The following is a 23,823-nucleotide window of genomic DNA, read 5'->3' on the forward strand; positions in this document are numbered from 1 at the left end:
CCCACCACCACCCCAAGGGCATAGGCACTGATGGCATAACTCACATGGGCGACATCGACACTTAAATCGCTGGCGATATAAGGCACTAAGGTCATGGCGGCAAATTCTGTGGTGCCTAGGGCAAAAGTGCCTAATGCCAAGGCTAACAACACCCAAAGCGCGCTGCTTTGGGCTGGGGGTTGAGAGTTGGGTTGAACTGCTTGCAAACGATTTCTCCGCGATTCTGTAAAACGACAACTGGCTAAGAAAAAAACAGGAGCCCACTCGGGGCTCCAGTTATAGAAGCGTTGATAAAAAAGGATTACTTAACTAACTGTTCTTGATAGGTTTGGCTATTCCAATCAAAGGCATAAAGCGTGCCTTGCCATTCATATAAGGTACGGCCATCTTGCTGCACTATTCTGGCATTGCTCGGCAGGCTAGATACACTGCGCGCCGCCCGCGCCCGGGGAACTGCGGCAGTTGGCTCCGCTGAGACTGTTGAAGCTCTCGCCGTCGAGGCCGCCGACATTACAGTTGCGCTATTGGTTGGCATATTCGACACCATCCGACCTTCGCTCGGCGAATATTGCATGCTGGTGGTAACACGCACAGGCGCAGAAATGGCCACTGGCGTATCATCATAGCCCGTCGGGATCGACAAACCGATGCCCGAATAAGGCGAATGCCAGTAACGCTCGCGATTCCAACGCCAGTCGTCATTCCATATCCCATCATTCCAGCCATAGCCAAGGTTCCAGCCCGTCGCTAAGCCAACTCCTAAACCCAATCCCCAAGGATAATAGGGACGGTAATATGGGCGATAGTAACGATGGCTATCACTATGTTTATGATGCTTTTTATAGTGATTATCTTGGCGCCCATAACTCTCGCTATAGCGATCATTTGTGCCTCGATCCCCCGCAATCGCCCAATCTGGCGCGGCAAGACCACCGATCAACAAGGCGCCGAGTAAAGACAAAGCCAAGCCTGTTTTATGCCAAGGCTCCGCGTGCTTACTTAAGCAAACCGATTGATGTTTAAGGCATTTATCTTTAGCAAGGAATGAATAGAATCTCATATAAACCTCGATATACCGGGCGTTGGTCAAATAAACACCGACCTAGGACAAGTATTTTACGCTTCCAAAGCTGGAAGATCACTGAATAGGTTAACCCTAAAACAGAAAAATGCTATAGTGCGCGCCACACGGATTTCCACTGCAGAGGCTATTTCCACATGAGTTTTAAGGATTTACGCAGCTTTATCGATCATCTGGAAGCCAATGGCGAACTCAAACGCATTAGCTACCCCGTTGATCCTCATTTAGAAATGACAGAGATCGCCGATCGCGTTCTGCGTGCCAAAGGCCCTGCACTTCTGTTCGAAAATCCAACCAATCATTCCATGCCAGTGCTGGCTAACCTCTTTGGTACTCCAAAACGTGTCGCCATGGCGCTGGGTAAAGACGACCCGTTAGCGCTGCGCGAAGTCGGTGAGCTATTAGCGTTTTTAAAAGAACCTGAGCCACCACGCGGCTTTAAAGACGCGATTTCAAAAATCCCTATGTTCAAGCAAGCCTTGAATATGCCGCCCAAGACGGTGCGTAATCCCGCCTGTCAGCAAGTGGTAAAAACTGGCGATGAAGTCGATTTAACCCAGTTACCGATTCAGCATTGTTGGCCGGGCGATGTCGCGCCACTGGTCACTTGGGGCTTAACCATTACTAAAGGCCCGCGTAAGAATCGCCAAAACCTTGGGATCTATCGCCAACAATTGCTAGGTAAGAATAAACTCATTATGCGCTGGCTATCCCACCGTGGTGGCGCGCTTGATTTTGCTGATTTTAAAGAGCAATTCCCCGGTGAGCGTTACCCTGTAGTTGTAGCCTTAGGCTCAGATCCAGTGACTATTTTAGGCGCGGTAACCCCAGTACCTGATGCGATGAGCGAATACGCCTTTGCGGGATTGTTGCGCGGTGAACGCACCGAAGTCTGCAAAGCCTTAAGCTGCGATTTAGAAGTGCCCGCCAGCAGCGAGATTATCCTTGAAGGCTATATCGATCCTGACGAAATGGCCGAAGAAGGCCCCTACGGCGACCACACGGGTTACTACAACGAGACGGATAAATTCCCCGTCTTTACTGTGACCCATATTACTCACCGTAAAGATCCGATTTACCACAGCACCTACACTGGCCGTCCACCGGATGAACCCGCCATGTTAGGCGTGGCACTCAACGAAGTGTTTGTGCCGATTTTGCGTAAGCAATATCCTGAAATTATTGATTTTTATCTGCCTCCTGAAGGTTGTTCTTACCGGATGGCGGTGATCTCGATTCGCAAACAATACCCCGGCCATGCGAAACGGGTGATGATGGGCGCGTGGTCCTTCCTGCGCCAGTTTATGTATACCAAATTTATTGTGGTGGTCGATGACGATGTGAATTGCCGCGACTGGAACGATGTGATTTGGGCCATTACCACCCGTATGGACCCGAAACGCGACACCGTGATGATCGATAATACCCCTATCGATTACCTCGACTTTGCCTCTCCCGTAGCGGGCCTCGGCTCCAAAATGGGTCTCGATGCCACCAATAAGTGGGAAGGCGAAACCACCCGCGAATGGGGTACGCCGATTGTGATGGACCCTAAGGTTAAGCAAAAGATCGACTCAATCTGGGATGAGTTAGGCATAGACGACAGCCCAACCCTATAATTCAGCTTAAGCACGACGTACCCACTTAAGCCAAGAGAATTGGCCGCGAATGGCCTTAATGTGACACCTCTAACTAGATAAAAAGGTGCAAAGGAAGTTTGATGAAAACCATACGTTGTAAGATAGAGAAAGTAACCCCCTTTAACGACGCCGTATATCAGGTGTGGTTAAAGCCTGATACCCCCTTGGAGTTTCAAGCGGGACAATACCTGTGTGTTGTGATGGGTGAAAAAGATAAACGTCCCTTCTCTATCGCGTCCGCCCCTAATGCCGAAGTGATTGAGCTTCATATTGGTGCGGCCGTCAGCGAAAGTTATCCAATGCAAGTAGTTGAAAGATTGCGTAATAACACGCATATCGACATCGAAGCGCCAGGTGGCGACGCTCACCTACGCCACGACAGCCTGCGCCCACGTTTATTGATCGCCGGTGGCACAGGCTTCTCTTACATCAAGAGTATTGTCGAGCAACAAATCGCCCTCGGCCAACAGGTCGAAACAACCTTGTATTGGGGTTGCCGCACCCAAGATGCGATGTACTACGAAAGCATCGCCCGCGCATGGCACGACGCTCACCCTTGGTTGCATTTTGTGCCCGTTATTGAAGAGGCCCCAGCAAACTGGCAAGGCAAAACCGCCAATCTGCTCGCGCAAATCAAACAGGATTTTATTAGCCTCAATGGCTATGACATCTATATCGCAGGTCGTTTCGATATGGTCGGTGCCGCCCGCGAAATCTTCCGCGAAATGGGTGTTGAAGAAGCCCATCTCTACGGCGATGCCTTCGCGTTTATCAAATAACGCATTGATTAGCTTGGCAGGATAACCTTTGCCAACCTAGGCTCAAACAATAAACCCCAGTGAAAACTGGGGTTTTGCTTTTAGGTTTGATCGCTTTTTTAACCGACTCACGAACGAGAGTCCTTGTCGAACAACGCCCATATCTAACGACTTGGTTACTCCCCAAGCCTCTCCATTCGCACCACTTAAAGACACATCAAAAGCGTATTAGGTTTACTGTGGATAGAAGGCTTAATTTAAAAGACTAAACCATAAAGAAATCCTGATGCGATAGCCATACCTAAAATAACGCCGAGAAAGGCAGCAATCATTTGATTTTTAAAGATTGCTTTTAACAAAATCACTTCAGTGATACTCGCGCCAGCACTGCCGATGATAAATGCCATCACAGAGCCCATTGCCATACCTTTTTGAACTAATGCCGCAGTGAGAGGGATGACGGCTTCGGCACGAATATAAAGGGGAATGCCAATAACCGCAGCAACAGGAATGGCATACCAAGTGGCCTCGCCGGCATAGTTCACGATAAATTCAGTGGGAATAAAGCCATAGATAAATGAGCCGAGTAACACCCCGACAAAAAGATAGGGTAATACATGCTTAAAGTCCTTCCACGTGGTGCGCCAAACCCGCAATGAACGACTCACAATATCGAGTTTAGGCGGTACAGTCGGGATATCAGCACCAGGAGTAACCGACGCCGATGTTGTCCCACAGCAGGAAGATGCTAACGGTGCAGGCTTGGTTTCGCAGCAGGAAGATGCTAACGGTGCAGGTTTGGTTTCACAGCAGGAAGATAGTGCTGAAGTAGGCTTAACATCAGCATAAAGGAACATCTTAGGTGAAGACTTTACATCACTACACAGGGATACAATCGGCGCTAATTTAGTGGTTTCAACGCATGAAGATAAGGCTGGTGCTGCTTTTGTATCGCAGCAACTTGAGTGCTCTACATTTTCTTGACCATAAGCCTCTTTACGCACATATCGTTCGAATCCTAGTTTTTCAAGGGTATAGCCCGCAATGACCGATACTCCCATTGCCATGACAAAGTAAAATACCGCGACTTTCACTCCGAAAGTGACCACGAATAATCCCACAATGATAGGGTTTAGTAATGGGCTAGCAAATAGAAACACCATCATAGGACCAAAGCCAGCACGAGCCCTGAGTAAACCTTTTAAGAATGGGATCGTTGAGCAAGAGCAAAATGGCGTAATAGATCCAAGTAAAGCAGCAATCAAATATCCTTTGCCATTACGCGAACTCAAAATGGATTGCACTTTTTGAGGGGTAACAAACTCTTGAAGCATACCAACGAGATAGCTAATCACAAGGAATAACAAGGTTAACTCAAGCGCAAGAAACGCAAACATATTTACCGTTTCTTTTAGCATAGTGATGAGCTGTGGATTCATTTCTACCCTTAAAACATTTCGAATTTTCTAGAATAATAGTTATGATAACGACAATTTTCAACACTAAATTTCCATAAATGCAGAAATATAGTGTGAACACAGTATCAACAACAGATAAAGTTCATACTCATTGGGGATGGCAGTGCTTTTTGAAGCCGCTTAAAGATAGATAATTCTGGTATTATCGAATAAATTGATGGCATGAACGAAAACAACAGTATCAATATGAATATTGAAAATGCAGCTAAAGTATTGAAAGAACTCGGACATCCTACTCGTCTTGCCCTGTTCAGGATATTGGTTAAGGGTGGCTACGAAGGCGTTGCCGTGGGGCAACTACAAGAAGAGTTGCAGATCCCGGGTTCTACACTCTCGCATCATATTAGCGCCTTAGTATCAGCGGGGATTATCTCGCAGCGACGTGAAGGAAGAGTATTGTACTGCGTACCCGATTATCAATTATTACAAGGACTCGTACATTTTTTACAGGATCAATGTTGCAGTGCCCAGCGCCCTAAAATAGAGGAAGAGGCATAAACACACCTTCATACTGCTACTTGCTAATCTCCGAAGTGTCTTGCACAAGCATTAAACAAGGACGTTTTATGCTCCGCAATACGCTGGCTCGCCTTACCCAGCAACCTAACGCTCAATATCTGTGAGCATCACTAAAGGCAGGTTATCCACTGCATGCTTTTTTTGTTGTCACGGCTCGAGTATTATCCTATCGATAAAATATAAACCCCAGTTTTTACTGGGGTTTATATTAATTGATCAACAACGACAAGTATCACTGATGGCTAGGAATAGACTTGTACGCTTATTTTCCCAAATTATCAGCTAACTGTTTAGCGCGACTCGCAGCCCACTGGTCAATCATCTTTTCCAGCTCGCTTGCACTAATTGGGGTATCTTTTTGGGTAGTGTCTTCACTCTCGCGAGCATCTAAAACTCGCACTAATAACTTACCGCTTTGTGAGTCGAGCAATTGCGACATGCTGCCAACCTTGAGCAAGTAAGGCTCCATACCTATTGCCTCTTTTGTCACATCAATGGCAATCTTCGCGGGTAATAGATCGCGTAATTTAAGCTCTGGTCGAGTTAAATCGAAATTTGTCACCGCAGCCTGAACTCTAATCACGCCTGGGCCCGACTCAGTCGCAATCTTGACTCCATTTTTCGTCAATTCATTTTTAAACTTCGTATGATAATAACGGCCAATCTCATTCTGCTCATTAGCCGTTAATAGATACCACTGGCCATTCTCTTGACGAATAAACTGTAATGGATCGAGCAACACTTGATTGTACTGGCGCAGATCTACACCCTGCTCCTTATAAATACGCTGATTGGGATTAGTTTCACTCGTTTTGAACGCATCAAAGGGCACAACTTGAAACCCACTCATCGCCCTTTCCTTTACCGAGCATCCACCCATCCCCAGTAAGACCGTCGCCATGGCAATCATTACCACTTTTTTCATATTTGCTCCTGCACTGATTAATAATTTGTTTTTAGGATGAACACCGCGATAAGCGGGCCTTCTCCTAGGTAGTATTCCAACCAACAGCCTTCCACAGTGGACACGACAAGGCAGCCCGTATCGACGACTCAAACAGTGACAACAGAACTCACTTTATCAAACGGGTTCAGCACTTTATCTTACTGATAGAATAGTAATAACCTAGATTTTAGCGATTAGAAAGTCGTGGAAGCATTTATCTGTAAACTAGGTATGTGCCATAGCGCTAACACAACATCTTTCATATGAAATAATACCCAACACAACATTTCACTAAAGAAGATTGCAGATATACCGTTTTTCGCAGTAGGGTTGTTTTAAATGCAGCAGGACCAGTACCTGCGGCATCCCGAGGGGAAGGTGAACTTCTGTGATCTCGGCATTGGCCCTCAATCTCAAAAGAGTTGTGCAAGTCCGATATTTCTTTGAACGAAACCATTTTAATATATGCGCGAAATTTAATATCAAAGAGTATCAATCAACTACCCAAAAATATATTTTGCAGCCTGTTATAAATAGTCATAAACTCCGAACTTATTAAATAATAACACTCGGATAATTAAATGGTTAAGCAAGTTATCTTGGATTGGACTCAAGGAAAAATTATTGATGATGAATTCTTTCCAGAAGATAAGCTAGGAAGAGAAAAGTACGCTACTTTTCTAACTAAACTGCTAGCCTCTCAAGGTTATGATGACCAGAGAACTGATGGTGACAAAAAACGGAATTATGTGCTTAATCTCAATGCTGAGTGGGGTGCAGGCAAAACCTACTTTCTCAAACGCTGGTCCGAAGACCTAAAAGAGCATTATCCTGTCGTATATGTAGATGCATGGAAAAAGGACTACTCAGATGACCCTTTGATGACAGTCATTTCATCCATTATTGACCAATTAAGAAAGCAAGCAGGAAAAGATAAAGATTCTCCAGAATTCAAAGCTCCTCGTAAGTTGATCGGCTTATTAAAGGCAGCGGCCCCTGGTATTGGTCGAGGATTATTTAAGCGATATGTCGGCATAGATCCTGTCGAAATTATGAATGCAGATGACGATAATGAAAATATTGGTCACATCAAGGGGGAAAATGGCCAAGATCTATTAGATACGAATAGTAACCCAATTGATATGAGCTTTGCCGCTTCAGAAGCGGTTAAGTATCTAATTGATGAACATGATGCAAAATCCAAAGCGATTGATAGCCTTAAAAAAAGTGTATCTGAATGGGTTGGAGCTGTTGTAGGCCATAAACAAAATAGCTATCCCGCTTTCATTTTTATTGATGAACTAGACCGTTGCAGGCCTAGCTATGCTGTTGAAATGCTAGAAACCATTAAACATATTTTTGATATTGAAGGGGTTGTATTTGTCGTTGCAACAGACACAGAGCAGCTTCAGCATGCCGTTAAAGCGGTATACGGCGAGGGTTTTGACGCCAAAATTTACCTAGGCCGCTTTTTCAATAGTCGTTATAGCCTCAAGTCACCTAATTTAGAAAATTTTTTAGACGTACACAGCGATGCCAACAAGCTTTCAGAGGATTATTTAAAGAGAGTCAACATTGAAATATTCCCTCCTAATATTGATGCTAAAATAACACTTAAAAATATATCAATTGTTCTTGAGGCCTTTAATGCCTCTCCGCGCACAGCAATTCAAATCACAGATAGAATACTGGCGACCATATCAAACATGCCCAGAGGTTCCAAGCTCGATATATTGATGTTGACGACTTTGCTTTGTATTAAAGAAAAGGACAATAAACTTTTTGAAGAAATCGTAAATGGCAAGTTTGAAAAAGTTATCCAGAAAGGTGATGGTACTAAAACTATCTATTTAGCTGAGTGGATAGAAAGTTACATACCAACAAGTTCTCATAACCGCCTTATTGAAATGAACTTCGACCCACAGCAATATGCGGATAATCTGTTTACATATGGTTCACATCGTCAGTCGATGAATATACCTTATCACTCAGGCTCATATAGTTTTAATTTACTTGAATACCTGAAAGAAATTTTCTCTTCTCACTTTGGCTCAACAACTAGACATCTTTCTGTTTTTTTTATAAACGATACGTCCCGACATACAGAAAGAGAAGACACTCCGTTACAGAAATCTTGTAGGGCCCTTATTGAGAAAAGTCGTAGTTCTAAATACGATGATAATCTATTCCAAACGTCAGCTATTCTGTGGGCTAATTTTCTCTATATTAGAAATCAGTTCGAAGATATCGGTATGGATGAATATAAAGACTTTGTCGAGTTGGCATCCCCTCTTGATTGGATGGGTCGAGAGGATCTAACAGAAAAAAGATAGGACTGGCATAACTCTTTGGAGATGAACAATACACCAAGGTTACAGAAGTTCACCTTCCCCTGCGAAGTTGCTGAAGGGCGTTGAAGAAAATCGCGTAACGCAGACAGGAAGTCTGCGTAGCTTTCGGGGAAGGGGCGAATGAAAATCAGTGATTTTCGAGCTTATGAGCGAGAGGCAGGGACTGCCGAACTGGAGTGCTTTACAGGGATGTAAAGCGGACCCATCGGAAGCGTTAGCGATTTTCGAATAAGCACGAAGCCACTAATCAATGCATGTAACTTCGCTAGGGGCGTCTTGGAGCATCCAAGGAGGATAGGACGAGCAGTCCTCCTTGGTCGGGTGTGGGGTGAAGCCCCACGACTTTGACTTAGATTTTGATTTAAAAAGTTAACAGTTAAACTAATGCCTAAAACTCAAATGAAGTTTGAACACCCACAGCCCTGCGGCACCAGAGCAACCCTTACACCTTAGGTCTATGCAAATCAAACCTTAATTCTTCCGAAATCCCATAGTAGGCGGATGGGCCGCCGGCGCGCAGTACGGGTTCGGCGAGGGCGGTTTGATACACCCCTTCACTATCGAGTAAATGCTTGGCGATATGTACGGCAACCACTTCACCTAAGACTAGCCAAGTATCAATCTTGTCGCCATTGGCGGCAGTTAATTGAATACATTGAGAAAGCTTACACTCAAAATTCACTGGGCTTTCGGCCACCAGCTCGGCTTGAACGATAGTGCCAGCCTTTGGGGTGAGTCCGGCAAAGGCAAACTCGTCCTCCCCACGGGGTAACATGGCGGAAGTTTGATTCATTTTCTCGGCAAGGCTGCGGGTAGTGAGGTTCCACACAAACTCCCCTGTCTCGACGATATTAGCAACACTGTCTTTCCAGCCCGTACTAGCGAAGCCAATGATCGGTGGTTTGTAGTTGAAACAATTAAAAAAACTATAGGGCGCGAGATTACGCTGCCCCTGTGCATTGCGGGAGGAGATCCAACCTATGGGCCTGGGGGCTATAATGGCATTTAAGGGATCGTGCGATAACCCATGTCCCTTACTCGGCTCGTAAAAATAGCGGTTTTCTACACTCATGCCTCATCCCTTAATCACAATGTAAATACTCAAGCATCATCTTACAGGACTTCGGCGAACCGCTAAATATTCTAATAGCTGAATAGCGCAAAGTATAAGGGGAACAATATGTTCCCCTTAGTTGATGCTGTTTAAGACGATGAACTTACCAGATCTTCACACGATCCTCTGGCACTAAGTACAACTTATCGCCGGGCTTCACATCGAATGCGGTGTACCAAGCGTCTAAGTTACGCACGGTCAGCGCGCGGTACATGCCAGGGGCATGACCATCGGTCGCCACGCGGGCACGCAGGGCTTCGTCACGCATCTTGGTTGCCCAAGTCTGGGCGAAGCCGATAAAGAAGCGTTGGTCGCCGGTAAAGCCATCGATAACCGGCGCGGGTTTGCCATTAAGTGAAGCATGGTAAGCATCGAGTGCGGCCGCTAAGCCCGCCACGTCGGCAATGTTTTCACCTAAGGTCAGCTTGCCGTTTACATGCAAATCTGGGAATGGCGCATAGGCATCAAACTGCTTAGCCAGTGCCTCACCTTGTTTGGCAAACTGAGCAAAGTCCGCTGGCGTCCACCAGTTACGCATCGCGCCCGTCGAGTCGAACGCCGCACCATTGTTATCGAAGCTATGGCTGATTTCATGGCCAATCACAGCACCAATCGCACCATAGTTGTAGGCGGTATCGGCCTTAGCATCGAAGAATGGCGGCTGTAAAATCCCCGCAGGGAAGTTAAGCGCATTCTGCACCGGCAGGTTAACTGCGTTAACCACTTGCGGCGTCATCCACCACTCGCCCTTGTCCATTGGTTTGCCGATTTTGGCGAGTTGATGGGCATATTCCACCTTTTCACCATTGATGGCATTGGCGTAGGCATTGGTTGGCGATACGGCATAAGCATCATAATTACGCCATTTATCAGGGTAACCCACGCCAACGGCGATGGTCGCGACCTTAGCTAAGGCTTCCTTCTTGGTTGAAGGGTCCATCCATTCGAGTTTTTCGACCCGCTTACCAAAGGCACTGACGATGTTATCCACCATAGTGCTGACTTCGGCCTTGGCCGAGGCCGGGAAATAATGCTCGGCGTAGGCGCGGCCCACGGCATCTCCAAGGTATTGATCCAAGGCGCTCAATGCGCGTTTATCACGGCTGCGCTGCTCGGGTGTGCCTGACAGCTTAGTGCCATTAAAGGCAAAAGAAGCGTTATCGATAGCAGATGGCAATACATCGGCGTGGCTGTTGATATGGTGGAACACCAGCCAGTCTTTCCACGCATCCAACGGCTCAGAGGCCACCAACGCCGACAGGCCAGTAATGGCACTGGCATGGTAAGCGGCAAATCTGTCTTGCTTGCCAAGCTGGGCGGCATCTAAAAAGGCGGCCCAGTCTATACCCGGGGCTTTAGCGTCAAAGTCGGCGCGGCTCCACACACCCGATGCCTTAGTGAAATCTTCACTGTCTTCACGGCTGGCGTGGGCACTAGCGATCTTGTGTTCGAGAGCAAAAATACGATCTGCACGGCTAGCAGCATCGCTAATACCCGCATCGGTCAGCAGGGTTTCGATATAAGCGCGGTAAGCGGTGCGGATCTCGACCATTTTAGGATCGTCCGACAGATAGTATTCGCGCTCGGGTAAACCTAAACCGCCTTGGAGAAAATAAGGTAATACTTCACCCGGAGTCGCCAGACCTTGGGTGACGAAAATACCGAAGAGGTTTTCGGTGAAAAAGTCGGTGGCATTGAGCGGGTCCACATCGGCGCGCAGATTGGCCCCGAGCGCCGCCGACAGGTCTTTTTTGTCCGCAATGGCTTGATAACGGGCTAAATCGGCTTCCATTGGCTTTATGCCCGCCGCATCGATTGCCGCAGTGTTAGTGTACGCCTTGTAGAAATCGGCAATGCGCGCATCATCGCTGCCAGCGGCGTGTTCGGCCTTGACTAAGTCGGCGATCAGGCTGGTCTTATGCTTTTCCGTCTCTTGGAAAGCCACTAAAAAGGCGCCCGTGCTTGAGCGATCGGCGGGGATCTCTGTGGTTTTCATCCATTCGCCATTGGCGTAGGTATAAAAGTCATCACCGGGTTTCACCTTGGGCGACATGGCCGCGAGGTTAATGCCAATCGGCATAGCGGGTTCGCTGGCGTCGGGCACAGCACTGGTTTGTACTTTTGCAGCATTGTCGCTGGCGACGGTTTGATTGGTGTTATCACCACAGGCAGTTAATCCCGTCAGTACTGTTGTTGACAGTAATAAGGCGGGGATCAGGCGGTCCGACATAAGAGACTCCTTCCGTTGTTATTCTTGTATTTTTGGTATTTTGGCTAATCTAGATGCTTGCTAGCATGGTCTGGCAGTGTAACTGGCGATATGGTGGGATGTAAAAGAAACTCACACTTTATGATAGAAAGTTAATGCAAAGTCTTTAATACACGCTTTTGAGCGGCGAGCCCAAAACAAAACAGCCGATGACTATCGGCTGTTTGAGTAACATGAGCAGTTAGAGCTTAACTTGAGTGTACTGAGTCCACGCCAGCAGTTGCCCCATTTGCGGGACTATCCAAACGGCAGTGTCCTTATTTTGATAAACCCGATAATAGAACAGATCTTCATCGCGAATATCGTGCTTACGAATCGCGCGGTAAAATTGCATGGCCGAGTGACTCACCTCATCGGGTTTGGTCAGCTCTTTTTGTGATACTTTGACATGAAAAACATCCACATTGAGATCACCTATCTGGGTTTGATATTGCTCAAAATCGCCCCGAATGGTGTACTTAATCGGTGTGGTTAAACAGTCCTGATCGGTAATGCATGAGGTGGAGTAAAACTTGCCTCGACTTTGCCCCTCGTACACCAGCGACATGCTGAGATCCGTGCGAACCAATAACTCACCCGCCACCGGAAAATAAATATCCGCATGGTAGTTATGCTCCAGTAGCTCCCCAACCCCTTTATCATCAACAGGTAAGACTACGCGGTTATAGCGGATCCGCTCTTCCATCTTTTTACTAAGTGGAATAAATTCCGCCATACTCAGGCCAGCGGGTTTAGCATCAATCGAAGTGATATTGATGATGCCTTTGCCAGTACAATCCTTGGCATCTAACGCAGGGCATATTGCCATCGAATAGTTTTTACCATCCGTTGACGCAAAGGCACTGAAATAAGGTAAGCCATCGATATGATTGCCTTCTGGGGCTAAATGTTTTTGCCACCACGAGGGGTGTAAATGCTCTTCATCATCGATATACAACACCTGCGCCGTACCTAAGGTGCCACCAATATTCAGGCTGATATATTTATCGGCATTCCATTTCGCGACATGCTTCACCACAGCATGGTGATCGCTCCAGTACCAGATCAAGGTGAGGATCATCCCCAGCATGACGATACCAGCAACCTTAGTCCAAGCAGAGACACCCACAATCGCATCGCGGATAGCATCGGCATCGTTAATCGCCAACATTTTTACATGGGACTGTTCTGAGACATGTAATTGATAACCGCGGCGCGCCACAGTTTTGAGCTGTACCTCGGTATAAGGCTCTAATTTTTTACGTAATGTGCTGATGCATTGGGTCAAAGAGGTTGGTGCGACCACGCGATCTGGCCAGCCTACTTGCAGCAATTCTTCCTTGGTAAAAATGGCATTCGGCGATGACAGCAGCAACACGAGTACGGCGGCTTCTGAAAAAGTCAGGCCGATCTCGGTTCCATGAACATGGTCAACCAGCAGCTTGGCCTGTTCATCTAGCATGAGGTATGAAGTAATTTTATGCATGTTAAGCGCCCAAAACTAAGCCAAAACAATAGACTATGATTGCGCTAACAACGGGCAAACACAGTGAAACTCAGTTTCACCCGAGAGCAACCGTGACTTGTGGCTACCAAATCAAGATGGCTTATTTTACCTTTTAACAACATAAAATACTGTGACTCTACACTCAGTTTACCTATTGTTTTTTAAGCGTAAATTTAAACTAATGCAGGGGTATCTAAACTTCTTGGCGATTAAAAATAACGCAACAAACCAGTAGCAAAACAGTCAACCAGCCCACAAATACACCATACATTAAGGGCAAGCCCATACCCGTTTGGGAAATTAGGGCGAGAGTACTCTTTGCCGATAAGGTATCGGCAGGGTTTGCGAGTAAGTTTAAAGCCCGGAAAAGATCGGTAGGATTGATTAAAATCAATAGGTTAAATAGTTGACGATTCAGTACTTCAGCCATACTGACGAGGGCTGTTAATAGTACCAAATCGTAGACCAACACCAACACAAACCAAAGCAGCAGTAATACACCTAAAGCTTTGGCTTTTTCCCGCACACACAGGCTCACGCAGTAACCTAAGAGTACAAACACTAAGGACAATAAAATTCCGCTACCCATCAGATGAATAAAGCCAATCACTAAGGCCAGCCGTGCGTGTTCGGCTCCAAGGACAAGCAGCAACAAGGCCGTTAAGCCAAATCCCAATAAACAGGCAGTGGCCATCACATAGGCGTGGCCGAGTAATTTGCCACAAACCAAATGCCAACGAGCCAAGGGGTAAGTCAGCAACAACAGCAAGGTGCCCGATTCCCGCTCACCAACAAAGCTATCGTAGCTCAGTAAAATGGCACCCAAAGGTAAAATAAACACCGCGAGCGTGACTAAACCAGAAAAAATTTGCGCGCTCTCAAATACCACTAAACTGCCCGATACTGCGCTGCCCATAAAACTCACACACAGCGAAAGAATCAATAACATACCCGCCATAAGCCATAACCAACGGTTACGCAGATTGTCTTTAAATTCTTTTACCGCAACGGCTTGAATCAATGTCAGCGCCATAGGAGGACGAAAACTCGACAAGCCTTGCTGCTTTTCTAACTGACAGATTTGGCTCATGCCACTAACTCCGAATTAAGGTTTTCTGTACCAGCAAAGGTGTTGCAACTGGACGCGCTCTGGGGGTGAAGATTCGCCATATAACAATGAAAAATATCCTGTAAACTCGGCGGCACAATAGAAAACTCATGGATCTTCAGGGAGTGTAATTGCTGTATCACCTTGGCTTTTAGCGCATCAGGCACCCTTAAGCACACTCGGTCTGAGGCTGAGGGTTCTGACAGTGAGGCGAACAACGCTTGGCTTAGCAACTGCTGATATTGCAGCGGCGTAAAGTGATGCAATTCAATCAGGCTGGGTAGCGAGGTTGCAGCCCTAAGACTGAGCAAATTCCCTGAGGCAAGCATCTGGCCTTGGCCTAAAATCAGCGCGCTATCCATTTGATCTTGCACTAAACCTAACTCGTGGGTACTGATAATAATCGCACAGCCTTGGGCCTTAAGTTGCGCCATTTTTTGATACAAAAAGGCCGATGCCAGAGGGTCGAGCCCGACTGTCGGTTCGTCCAGCAGCAACACTTTAGGATCAGCAAGCACCGCTTGGGCTAAGCCTAAACGTTGGCGCATCCCCTTGGAAAAGGTGCGCAGCCGTTTATCCTTAGCCGCCATCAGGCCAAACTCTTCCAGTAAAAGGTTGACTCGCACAGGTGCAACGCCCTTAAGCTTGGCAAAGTAGCTTAAGAGTTCATGCGCCGTCATATTGTCATAAAAGCTTACATTTTCAGGCAAATAGCCTAAAGATAAACTCGCATTGACCCGCTTGGCTTGTACCTCTTGCCCCTGCACAAATAACTGGCCCGCGCTTGGGGATACCAAGCCTAAAATCATTTTGATCAGCGTAGATTTACCAGCACCATTATGGCCTAGCAGCGCTAAGGTTTGGCCTGTACACACCTCAAAATTAAGATCTTTTACCGCTTCAAACTCAGCATACCGCTTACTCAATCCCACGGCCTTAACAGCCACTTGCCCTTGGGCAGCAGTTTGCTTTGTCATTAATGTCAGTGCCTGTGGATTAATAGCGTTGTTGGTAAAATGGCTCATATTCCATCTCCCTCTGTGGTCAGTCGCATTAAGGGGAAACTATCACTCACACCGCTGACACTCGTTGGCTGAAACTGCCGCTCTACCCAACGCAGCAGCAATACCACCGGGCTTTCCATCAGTAGTTTCGCCTCGGGATAGAGCCAAAATAGCTTGTCTAAATTGTCGTTAGGTCTGTGGGTAACATCCCCCACTCCGTCGCCATTAGCATCCCAGCCGCGGTATTCAGACCAGTAATTGCCCTGCCCCTGATAACTCCACTCCAGCTGCGCCTCGCCGACGTACTTAACTTGGGTCTGATTGGCCAAAATACGATTATGCCAAAGGCGGTTTGCTTCACCGCCCATCGCCATGCTGATCCCAGTATCACTGTGACTAAATTCATTATCTTGAATGCGATTATTCTGCGCGGCGTAGATAAAAATGCCCTTGCCTTCGTTACCGAGTTCTACCGAACCTTGGGGATGCTTCACGTCTGTAGCGATATTCGCCTGAATATGAGAGTCGTTGGTGATATTGAGCAGAATGCCAAAGTCCCGCGCTTGGCTGACGCGATTATGGTGCAGGTAGATTTGTTGTGAATTCATCAATGCGTAGCCGCCGTCGACGCTAATCGCTTGATTGTTTGAGGCTTCATCACCTCGGGTATACATGTAGTGGATGCCGTATTGAAGCTTAGCGAATTGATTATGGTGAATTTTGCTGTCCGTCACCGACTCGAGATATACCCCATCGCGGACAAAGATAACATGATTTTGTTGCACATCGGGCGCGGTCACATGCTTAAGGAAAATCCCATCGCCCCTGTCCAAGACATAGATGGCGCCATTGCCACTGATGCTATTTTCAAGAATGCGGGGCGATGCGAGTTGTTCGCCATAAATCCCAAAGCCATCACCGACGAAACGATTGCCCTTGATTAGCACCTCGTCAGCCCCAGGCAGCAATAAAATGCCTGCATCGTGATAGTAAAGATCCCGCCCCCAATGGCGGATATTGAGTCCTTCGACAATCACTTTGGGTGCAGTAATGGTGAGGGCGCTGCCTTGGCGTAGGGCATCGAGGGTCGCGCCCGCTTCGGCCTTAATATGAATGGAGCGGGTGACACTGAAATTACCTTCATACACTGCGGTATCAAGTACGAGTGTGTCACCGTCCTGCGCCTGCGCCAATGCTTGGGTTAAAGAGGCAGTATCTTTAACCCTTAACTCCTGCGTCACACCGATAAAGGATAAGGTGCAGAGCCAACAGAGGAGCAATAAACGCAGCATGATCAATCGCCTACTTATCGCCAGCGAGTAATTCGAGAGTGATATCTTCAAAGGTTAATACGCGTCCACCGTATTCCTTTGCAAAGGCTTCGGCGGCGGCTTTAGTACTAAAAGGTGCGACGGCTGGCCCCATCACGGCTTTTTTACTGGTGCCGTAAACATAAAATGCGCTGGCGGCATCGATAAAGGCGCCATCGTCAGGCTGTTCCCAATCGGTTGTCGCGGCGTCATGCACCATCATGTAAGCAATTTGTCTTTTATTTTCAGGCTGTAAGGCAAAGTTAAACATATCGCGGCTAGAGCAAAACTTAGGCACCATCTTCTCGGCCTTAAGGTGTACTTGCCCCTTTGGTCCAGGGTATTTAGTGATCACCATACCGCATAGGTGGCAACGATCATGCTCGTGGATCATCTCGGCTTTGTGTTGGTGATCGGTCGCTTCGCTCTTATTGCAGCCTAATAACAAAGGAGCGAGTAGTAACAACCCAAAGAACTTTTTCATACTGTTAATCCTTTGAAAAATATCAACGCCTCGCCAAGGCACCTTGCAGGGACAGACCTCTTGCGACGAGGGTTGATAAAAAAATGGTTCATCAAAGGCCGAGGCCTTAGTACATCGTTAAATCGCGTAGTTTTGGCCCGCTAACAGGATAAAGAGTCGTAGACACATCATCCCCACTACCGCACACATTCCCGACATATAAAACGCTTTGGCCGAATGGCTAAAATGTTTACCCGTCGCAAAGTTCAGTAGCAGTGGCGCGGCAAAGCCGATACCCACAACACCAATCCAGAATACGCTTGCCCACACACCTTCATGGAAGGCGGCAAAAGCAAATTGACCACCGGCATTACCCGTTAATAGTGCTGTCGCGATCATGAAAATAAACATGGCTTCGGCAAACATAATGGGCCACTCAGCGCCGTGCAGGATCTTCATTTCGCCGCTGTGCAGGGGCTCTTTAAATAACCACACCGCCAGCATTTTGGCTGAAGCGCCACCCGCGGATAGACCCGAGGCAATAAACAGCGCAGGGAGTACCGAGGTGTTGATCAGCGGGAAGCGGATCAGCGCAGAAATCAAGAAGCCTGTGTAAGCACACACTGATAACGCCAGTATTAAAACGAGCGCTTCCATTGGGCGTCTAAAGCCTTTTAACTTGGCAATAATCGGCGCTAAAAACTTCAATTGTGGGATGGCCATCAGCTCTTTTTCGAGGGCTAAAAGTGCTACCACTGCCACTAACGGGATATATACCGACAGCGCAATAACACCAATCGACATCACAGAATTTAAGTTATAAAACACCAAAATTCGCCAGAAGAATAAGGGGTTAGTCAAGTCGAGTACCAGACATAACATCCCTAAGCTTATGGTCACAAAGGACAGCAAGGTCGCGGCTTTTAAGAAGGCGGTATTTTCAACCTGGCCTAGGTAAAAACGCAGCGCCAGCGCAATGGTTAACGCCCCGCCCGAAATCCCCGCGAAAAATAAATACACTGCAATCGGCCAAGGCCAAGCAACGCCTTGGGATAAGCCGAGGGTAAATTCCATACTGGTATCCATATTTACACTCCCAGTTTGACGATTGGTATGTAACGTAAGCTCGGCTCAGTACCAAACTGCGGCTTAATCCGCACTGAGTCTTTTACCGCCAATAACTTACTCACATAGGACTGAGGATCATTGGCATCACCAAAGATCAGCGCGTCGTACTTACAGCTCTGCACGCAGGCGGGTAGCTCGCCCTTAGACAGCTTGCTATGCAAACAGAAGTCACAGTTATCCGCCACATCCGTCTCTTTGTTGATGTAACGAGCGTTGTAAGGGCAAGCACCAATACAGTACTTACAACCCGCACATTTGCTCGCATCCATAGTCACGATGCCCGTTTTCGCGTCGCGGTGCGCCGCGCCCGTTGGACAAACAGTGACACAGGGGGCGTTTTTACACTGCTGGCAGGAAACCCGCACAAACTTACGCTCACAGTCGCAACTCATCTTGCCGCAATGAGGGCAGGCTTGGCCTTCAACACGACCACTTTGCTGCTCAAGGATCACCCGAGAAACACCCGCGGGTAAGTTGTTTGCTTGGTTACAGGCGGTTTTACAATCACCACAACCGACACATTTATTTTGGTCAAACACCATGACGTAATGGGACTTATGGGCGCTGTCAGCATCTTCTTTGACCGAACAACCCGCTAAAGGTGTTAACATCAAAGAGCACATGCCAGCGCTTTTAAGGAACCTCCGTCTCTCTATATTTTCACTCACAACATCCTCCATCTATCGGTTTTATACCGACGTTTTTATTTATATCGTTATCGTTCCTACATGCCTGAAAATGGCTAGCGACTTGATTAATATCCACTTTCATTCAATTTGCTTTGGGCCTTGCCAATGGCGTTTAAAATGGCCTCACGATTAATCTCTGCCGTTGGCTGTGACAGTAGTGCCTGCCAATGGTCTATCGCCTCTTGGTAACGCCCATGAAGATACGCATCGGTGGCCTGTAACATGCGGGTCTGCGGCTCAAAGGGCGCAAATGCCAAGATCTGTGCAATCAGCGCTTGGGTTTGCGGCGTCATTTGGCGACCATCGCGGTAATAGAGTGCATTCGCTTTAGCACCGAGCACCTCGGCATCCTCTCCCACCAACGCAAGCAACTTGTCCAAGGTCTGCACCGCATCGCTATATAAACCACCCGCGCTATAGGCCTGGGCAAGTGACATCAATGCCAGCGGGTTTTGTGGTTGATCGTCCACCAGGCGAACGGCTTTGGTGATATCGGCTGCCACTAAGTAGTCAATATGTTCATTGACTATGCCCTTATCCCAATCCTGGTAACGCCCCGTTTGGCTGTAGATAGCGAGCGTCATAGCAAGCAATACACCACTGCACAGCACTGGCAACCCAGAGGAGACTAAAGGCAGCCCCGCAACGGTTTGCTGTTGATTTAAGCGTGCGTGTTGCCAAAATATCCAAGCAACAAATCCGCTTAATAGGAGTGCGATGGTGAACCCTAAACTTGCCATACCTAACCTCTTTGCTTGCCGCTCCAAGCTTATGACTGAGCGAACAAAACCGAACGCTCAGTCCCCGATGTTTGCTCTTAGTGAGCAGGCATCATGCCCATCATGCGGGCTTCTTTTTTCTCACTTGGCTTTTCGATATTTTTCAGTTCGATTTCAAAGATCAAGGTAGATTGCGGTGGAATTTCACCCACAAATTCATTGCCATAGGCTAAGTTTGCTGGGATAACAAAGCGGTATTTAGAGCCCATAGGCATCAGTTTTAAGCCTTCTTCCCAACCAGGGATTACCGTCATTAAGGCAAAACGCGTAGGGTCTTTGCGGCCAACGGTGTTTTCAAATTCAGTACCATCGATAAGCTTGCCAACGTATTCAACGGTGACCACGTCCTCAGGATTAGGTTTGTTACCGGTACCTTGGGTTAACACTTCATATTGCAGGCCAGATTCAGTCACAATCACGCCAGCTTTCTTTTTGTTTTCAGCAAGAAAGGCTTCACCCGCCTTGGTATTTTCAGCAGCTAATTTTTCAGCGTTGGCTTTTCTCACTTGATTTAATTCTTCGGCGCGTTGATTGAGATACGTCACCACTTCTTCATCGGTTAATTGCTGTTGTTTTTTCAGCGCGTCCACAAAACCTTGAACCACTAAGTCCACATTCACTTCTGCGCCCAGTTCCACTTGGTTATAAACCTGGCCAGAAATGTAGTTACCGACAGAGGCACCGATACTGTAAGACGCTTTATCTGCATCGGTTTTAAGGCTTGGGGCGGCAAAGCTCGCCATAGACACAAACAGTGCAGCGCAGGTCGCCACTGTGATGGTTTTTGGGATAAAAGACGTTGGCATAGATGTTTTCATTTTATGTTCTCTACAATTTAGCCCTGGGGCTTGGTGCGTTAGCCGAAAACGTATGGACATTGCCCATAACCGATTAATATATTTATTTGATTACTAGGGTTTTTCTGTTGTTCTTCCAGACATGCGCCAACCGAAAATGCCATCGGCCATATGGCGTACACCGGTGTAACCTAGCTTCATGGTTTCCCGTGCAGCCATGTTGCTGGCGGTACAAAGGCGGTTAGCGCAATAAAACACCATCACCGCATCTTTATTCTTTGGAAGTAACTCTCTCCAATTTTGAACATTGAAAAAAACCGCCCCGGGGATAAAACCTTCCGCCCAGATTTCCAGCGTGTTTACGTCGAAAAAATAAACCCCTTGCTTACCGACTAAGGTCTCTGCTTCCCGCATGGAAATAGGATTCAACTGAATTTCGTTATAGGGTGCTTCAGAAATATCAGAACCGCCCCCTGCAATGGCTGGAAGGCTGATGCCACCCAAGCTCAGTGCCATTAAGCCGCCTATCAGGCTTTGTCGGATCACGTTATTCATTATTTGGCCTCGTATATTCCCCGGCACGGATGTGCCGGGGACAAGTTAGACTCGAGTCGAACTAGATTTTCTGTGCGCTCAGACCTTTACCATCGATAATGGCTTGGGCTTGAGTGACATAGGTTAAGGCTGCATCGAGACGTTTCAGTGAGTAAGTTGGGCCGTGCGCACCCCATGAGCCGTCAGCCTTGATCAGGCGAACAACATCTTGGGCTTTGTCGGTCAACATCAGCACTTGAGTCTTGTCTTCTACCGACAGCTTGGTGACTTCTAACAGCTTGTCGATACGGGCAAGGGCTTGTTCTACTTGGGCAAAAGTTTCTTTAACTGGTTTTTGCCACTTTTGAACTTCACCGTAGATTTCCATCTGGTCTTCAAAGTGCAGACCCACTTCAAGTTCAGATTGGAACTGGCTGTGACAACCTTTGTTTTCCACTACATCGTGGTCTGAAGCCGAAGTACGGGCACAGGTCCACATCAAGTCGAGGTAGTTGTAGCCGTTTTCATCTTTCGCCACAGTCCAACCTTTGGTCGTCGCATCGCGAGACTTACCTTCTGGTGGGTTAAGGGTCTTACGCAGTGGATCGACATCAATCTTCCACATGTGTGACTTACGCACGTTGTCGAAGCCCGCCATATCTGGGAATTGGATCGCAGTGAAGTTTTCACAGCTTCCCATGTTTGGCATGTGACAGCTTTGACAAGTTTGGTTGCTGTGGGTGTTAGTGTTCTTAGCAATCTCGGCTTGAGCCGTATGACACTCAGTACACTCTTTGATGATTTTTGGTTTAGTAATGCCTGACTTCCAATCACCATCTGTCACTTCGTGAGGATCGTGACAGGTTGAACAACGCATACCTTTGTCATAGTGAGCAGAGGCAAACATTTGTGAACCTTCAGTACCGCAAGATGGGCAAGAAGATTTCATCTTCACGTTGAAGGCATATTCCAGCTTCTCTTTACCCTGTGGCGTTTCAGCTAGCTCTTCAACAAAGTTGAAGCGTTGGTGACAACGTTCACAGTTAGATGGCATACCGCCACCAATACCGCCGTCTAAGTGGCCGCCTGCGCCATGACACTCTTCACAGGTAATCCCTTTAGAAATCGTGTGTTTTTGCAGCTCTTTCGGGTTACCTAAAGCAGCGAAGAATTCATCTTTCGTTTGGAAGTCAAACTTGAAGCTATGGCACATTTCGCAATAGGAGCTAGCAGGTTGGAATAGGAATTCCTTCTCATACTTAGCACCGTATGAGCTCATGCCCCATTGGTGTGAACCGCTGGTACCAAAATCTTCCATTTTGACGGGGAAACTTGGAATAGCTTTGTTAATTTTTGCAGCCATTTCAGGAGTTAACCACTCAGCCCAACCGCGGGAGAATTGGTTACCACCAGCGACCATAGTACCAGTGCCATCTTTCAACAGACCGTCTTTCACATGGTAAGTACCGCGCACTAGGTAGGCGTCGATAAAACCATATTTAGTACGTGGCGTACCCACAGTCGCGTAGATAGCGTCTGGCGTAATACCCGATGGCAGAATCGTGGTATCTTTGGTGGTATACATGGTTTTTTTCAGGTCGTTATCGACTTCTGGATGTTCGCCAGGGAAGCGAATCGTCTTAGAGTGACGTGAACGTCTCCATTTTTCGTATTGCGGGCCATGACACTCACCGCATTTTTCTGGGCCCACAAACTTGTTAGGGAAATCTAAAATCGATTTTGCCCCTAAACGGTATTGCAGTGCTTTTGGACGCTGACCATCATTATAAGAGCTATAACGTACAGCGGTGCCATCGGTTGAGTTCACTTCTTTACTGTGTTTACTGTAAGCAACACTGTCACCACCGTGTAAATATTCTTCACCACGGTCACTGACTTTATAAGTGCCTTTTAAACGACCTTCTGCGTCATATTTAAAAACTGGGTGATTTTCAAATAGAAAATCAAACAATTCTTGCTCTTGAACAATATAATCCTGCAGTGTTTTAACACCACGGGATTTCTCCATTAAATTTTCATTTAAATTGGGGTTAGCCAAGATATCTTGAGTATAGTGAGTTTGTTGTTTATTACCCACACCAGGGACCACTTTACCATCCGATTTAGCATCGGATGCGATTGTGGTAGCGCTTACGGCAGAACCTAAACAAAACAGCACGCCTAAGGCTGTTTTGGTTTTCCATCGCTTCATCATTCACTCCTAATTTATCATTAGTTTTATATTTTCCACTGAACCTAACTGTTCACTGAACGACATAAACAATTGACCAGTGACGGCATAATGAATGAGAGAAGAAGCAAAAAAATCTGCGCTAGAGCACATTAAATTTTGATTCAGAAATCAATAG

20 protein-coding genes and 1 pseudogene are annotated in these 23,823 nt (G+C 47.0%); 4 read left to right on the forward strand and 17 right to left on the reverse strand.

Annotation, left to right across the window (positions count from 1 at the left end; translation table 11 throughout):
- Both SHEWPOL2_RS06985 and SHEWPOL2_RS06990 read right to left on the reverse strand, forming a co-directional pair.
- Nucleotides 1-206: pseudogene (locus tag SHEWPOL2_RS06985) on the reverse strand (MFS transporter); the annotation flags it as partial.
- A 95-nt stretch (nt 207-301) separates the two neighbouring features.
- A complete protein-coding gene (locus tag SHEWPOL2_RS06990) occupies nt 302-1,060 on the reverse strand; it encodes a hypothetical protein (RefSeq protein WP_037427320.1) in 759 nt (252 codons plus the stop codon).
- A gap of 158 nt (nt 1,061-1,218) precedes the next feature.
- Between SHEWPOL2_RS06990 and ubiD the strand changes: the two genes are divergently transcribed.
- Entirely contained in the window at nt 1,219-2,700 is a 1,482-nt protein-coding gene (gene ubiD, locus SHEWPOL2_RS06995) for a 4-hydroxy-3-polyprenylbenzoate decarboxylase (protein ID WP_037427322.1), read from the forward strand.
- Between the two features lie 101 nt (nt 2,701-2,801).
- Nucleotides 2,802-3,500, forward strand: coding sequence for an NAD(P)H-flavin reductase (gene fre, locus SHEWPOL2_RS07000; RefSeq protein WP_037427324.1), 699 nt, complete (start codon nt 2,802-2,804; stop codon nt 3,498-3,500).
- A 236-nt stretch (nt 3,501-3,736) separates the two neighbouring features.
- Here fre and SHEWPOL2_RS07005 read toward each other — a convergent pair whose 3' ends face one another.
- Entirely contained in the window at nt 3,737-4,918 is a 1,182-nt protein-coding gene (locus SHEWPOL2_RS07005) for a permease (RefSeq protein ID WP_037427326.1), read from the reverse strand.
- Nucleotides 4,919-5,143: 225 nt separating this feature from the next.
- Here SHEWPOL2_RS07005 and SHEWPOL2_RS07010 point away from each other — a divergent pair, with 225 nt between their 5' ends.
- Nucleotides 5,144-5,455, forward strand: a complete 312-nt coding sequence (locus SHEWPOL2_RS07010; RefSeq protein ID WP_037414026.1) for a metalloregulator ArsR/SmtB family transcription factor — start codon at nt 5,144-5,146, stop codon at nt 5,453-5,455.
- Between the two features lie 283 nt (nt 5,456-5,738).
- Here SHEWPOL2_RS07010 and SHEWPOL2_RS07015 read toward each other — a convergent pair whose 3' ends face one another.
- Nucleotides 5,739-6,401, reverse strand: a complete 663-nt coding sequence (locus tag SHEWPOL2_RS07015) for a DUF3313 domain-containing protein (RefSeq protein ID WP_037413939.1) — start codon at nt 6,399-6,401, stop codon at nt 5,739-5,741.
- 602 nt (nt 6,402-7,003) lie between these two features.
- Between SHEWPOL2_RS07015 and SHEWPOL2_RS07020 the strand changes: the two genes are divergently transcribed.
- Nucleotides 7,004-8,755, forward strand: a complete 1,752-nt coding sequence (locus SHEWPOL2_RS07020; RefSeq protein ID WP_037427328.1) for a P-loop NTPase fold protein — start codon at nt 7,004-7,006, stop codon at nt 8,753-8,755.
- 460 nt (nt 8,756-9,215) lie between these two features.
- Here SHEWPOL2_RS07020 and SHEWPOL2_RS07025 read toward each other — a convergent pair whose 3' ends face one another.
- The 13 genes from SHEWPOL2_RS07025 to sirA form a co-directional block, all read right to left on the reverse strand.
- Entirely contained in the window at nt 9,216-9,845 is a 630-nt protein-coding gene (locus tag SHEWPOL2_RS07025; RefSeq protein ID WP_037427329.1) for a flavin reductase family protein, read from the reverse strand.
- A gap of 145 nt (nt 9,846-9,990) precedes the next feature.
- Nucleotides 9,991-12,117, reverse strand: a complete 2,127-nt coding sequence (locus tag SHEWPOL2_RS07030) for a M13 family metallopeptidase (protein WP_037427330.1) — start codon at nt 12,115-12,117, stop codon at nt 9,991-9,993.
- A gap of 220 nt (nt 12,118-12,337) precedes the next feature.
- Entirely contained in the window at nt 12,338-13,621 is a 1,284-nt protein-coding gene (locus SHEWPOL2_RS07035) for a helix-turn-helix domain-containing protein (protein ID WP_037413903.1), read from the reverse strand.
- Nucleotides 13,622-13,835: 214 nt separating this feature from the next.
- Complete coding sequence (locus SHEWPOL2_RS07040) at nt 13,836-14,732, reverse strand: ABC transporter permease subunit (protein WP_037427332.1); 897 nt, start codon at nt 14,730-14,732, stop codon at nt 13,836-13,838.
- On the reverse strand, nt 14,729-15,775 hold the full coding sequence (locus SHEWPOL2_RS07045; RefSeq protein ID WP_037427334.1) for an ABC transporter ATP-binding protein: 1,047 nt from the start codon (nt 15,773-15,775) through the stop codon (nt 14,729-14,731). Before SHEWPOL2_RS07045 ends, SHEWPOL2_RS07040 begins: the two co-directional genes overlap by 4 nt.
- Complete coding sequence (nosD, locus tag SHEWPOL2_RS07050) at nt 15,772-17,046, reverse strand: nitrous oxide reductase family maturation protein NosD (protein ID WP_037427336.1); 1,275 nt, start codon at nt 17,044-17,046, stop codon at nt 15,772-15,774. Before nosD ends, SHEWPOL2_RS07045 begins: the two co-directional genes overlap by 4 nt.
- A 10-nt stretch (nt 17,047-17,056) precedes the next feature.
- Entirely contained in the window at nt 17,057-17,548 is a 492-nt protein-coding gene (locus SHEWPOL2_RS07055) for a nitrous oxide reductase accessory protein NosL (protein ID WP_037413896.1), read from the reverse strand.
- 117 nt (nt 17,549-17,665) lie between these two features.
- Complete coding sequence (nrfD, locus tag SHEWPOL2_RS07060; RefSeq protein WP_037427338.1) at nt 17,666-18,613, reverse strand: NrfD/PsrC family molybdoenzyme membrane anchor subunit; 948 nt, start codon at nt 18,611-18,613, stop codon at nt 17,666-17,668.
- 2 nt (nt 18,614-18,615) lie between these two features.
- Nucleotides 18,616-19,323: a 4Fe-4S dicluster domain-containing protein gene (locus SHEWPOL2_RS07065; RefSeq protein ID WP_037427340.1), complete on the reverse strand. Its 708-nt coding sequence runs from the start codon at nt 19,321-19,323 to the stop codon at nt 18,616-18,618.
- Nucleotides 19,324-19,409: 86 nt separating this feature from the next.
- Complete coding sequence (locus tag SHEWPOL2_RS07070; protein WP_037427341.1) at nt 19,410-20,084, reverse strand: tetratricopeptide repeat protein; 675 nt, start codon at nt 20,082-20,084, stop codon at nt 19,410-19,412.
- A gap of 77 nt (nt 20,085-20,161) precedes the next feature.
- Nucleotides 20,162-20,941: an FKBP-type peptidyl-prolyl cis-trans isomerase gene (locus SHEWPOL2_RS07075; protein ID WP_037413888.1), complete on the reverse strand. Its 780-nt coding sequence runs from the start codon at nt 20,939-20,941 to the stop codon at nt 20,162-20,164.
- Nucleotides 20,942-21,034: 93 nt separating this feature from the next.
- Entirely contained in the window at nt 21,035-21,475 is a 441-nt protein-coding gene (locus SHEWPOL2_RS07080) for a rhodanese-like domain-containing protein (protein ID WP_037427342.1), read from the reverse strand.
- Between the two features lie 61 nt (nt 21,476-21,536).
- Nucleotides 21,537-23,666 carry a dissimilatory sulfite reductase SirA gene (gene sirA / locus SHEWPOL2_RS07085; protein ID WP_037413884.1) on the reverse strand — a complete coding sequence of 710 codons (2,130 nt, stop codon included), beginning with the start codon at nt 23,664-23,666 and terminating at the stop codon, nt 21,537-21,539.
- Nucleotides 23,667-23,823 lie beyond the last annotated feature (157 nt).

This window comes from Shewanella sp. POL2 (genome assembly GCF_000282755.1).
Classification (GTDB): Bacteria; Pseudomonadota; Gammaproteobacteria; order Enterobacterales; family Shewanellaceae; genus Shewanella; species Shewanella xiamenensis.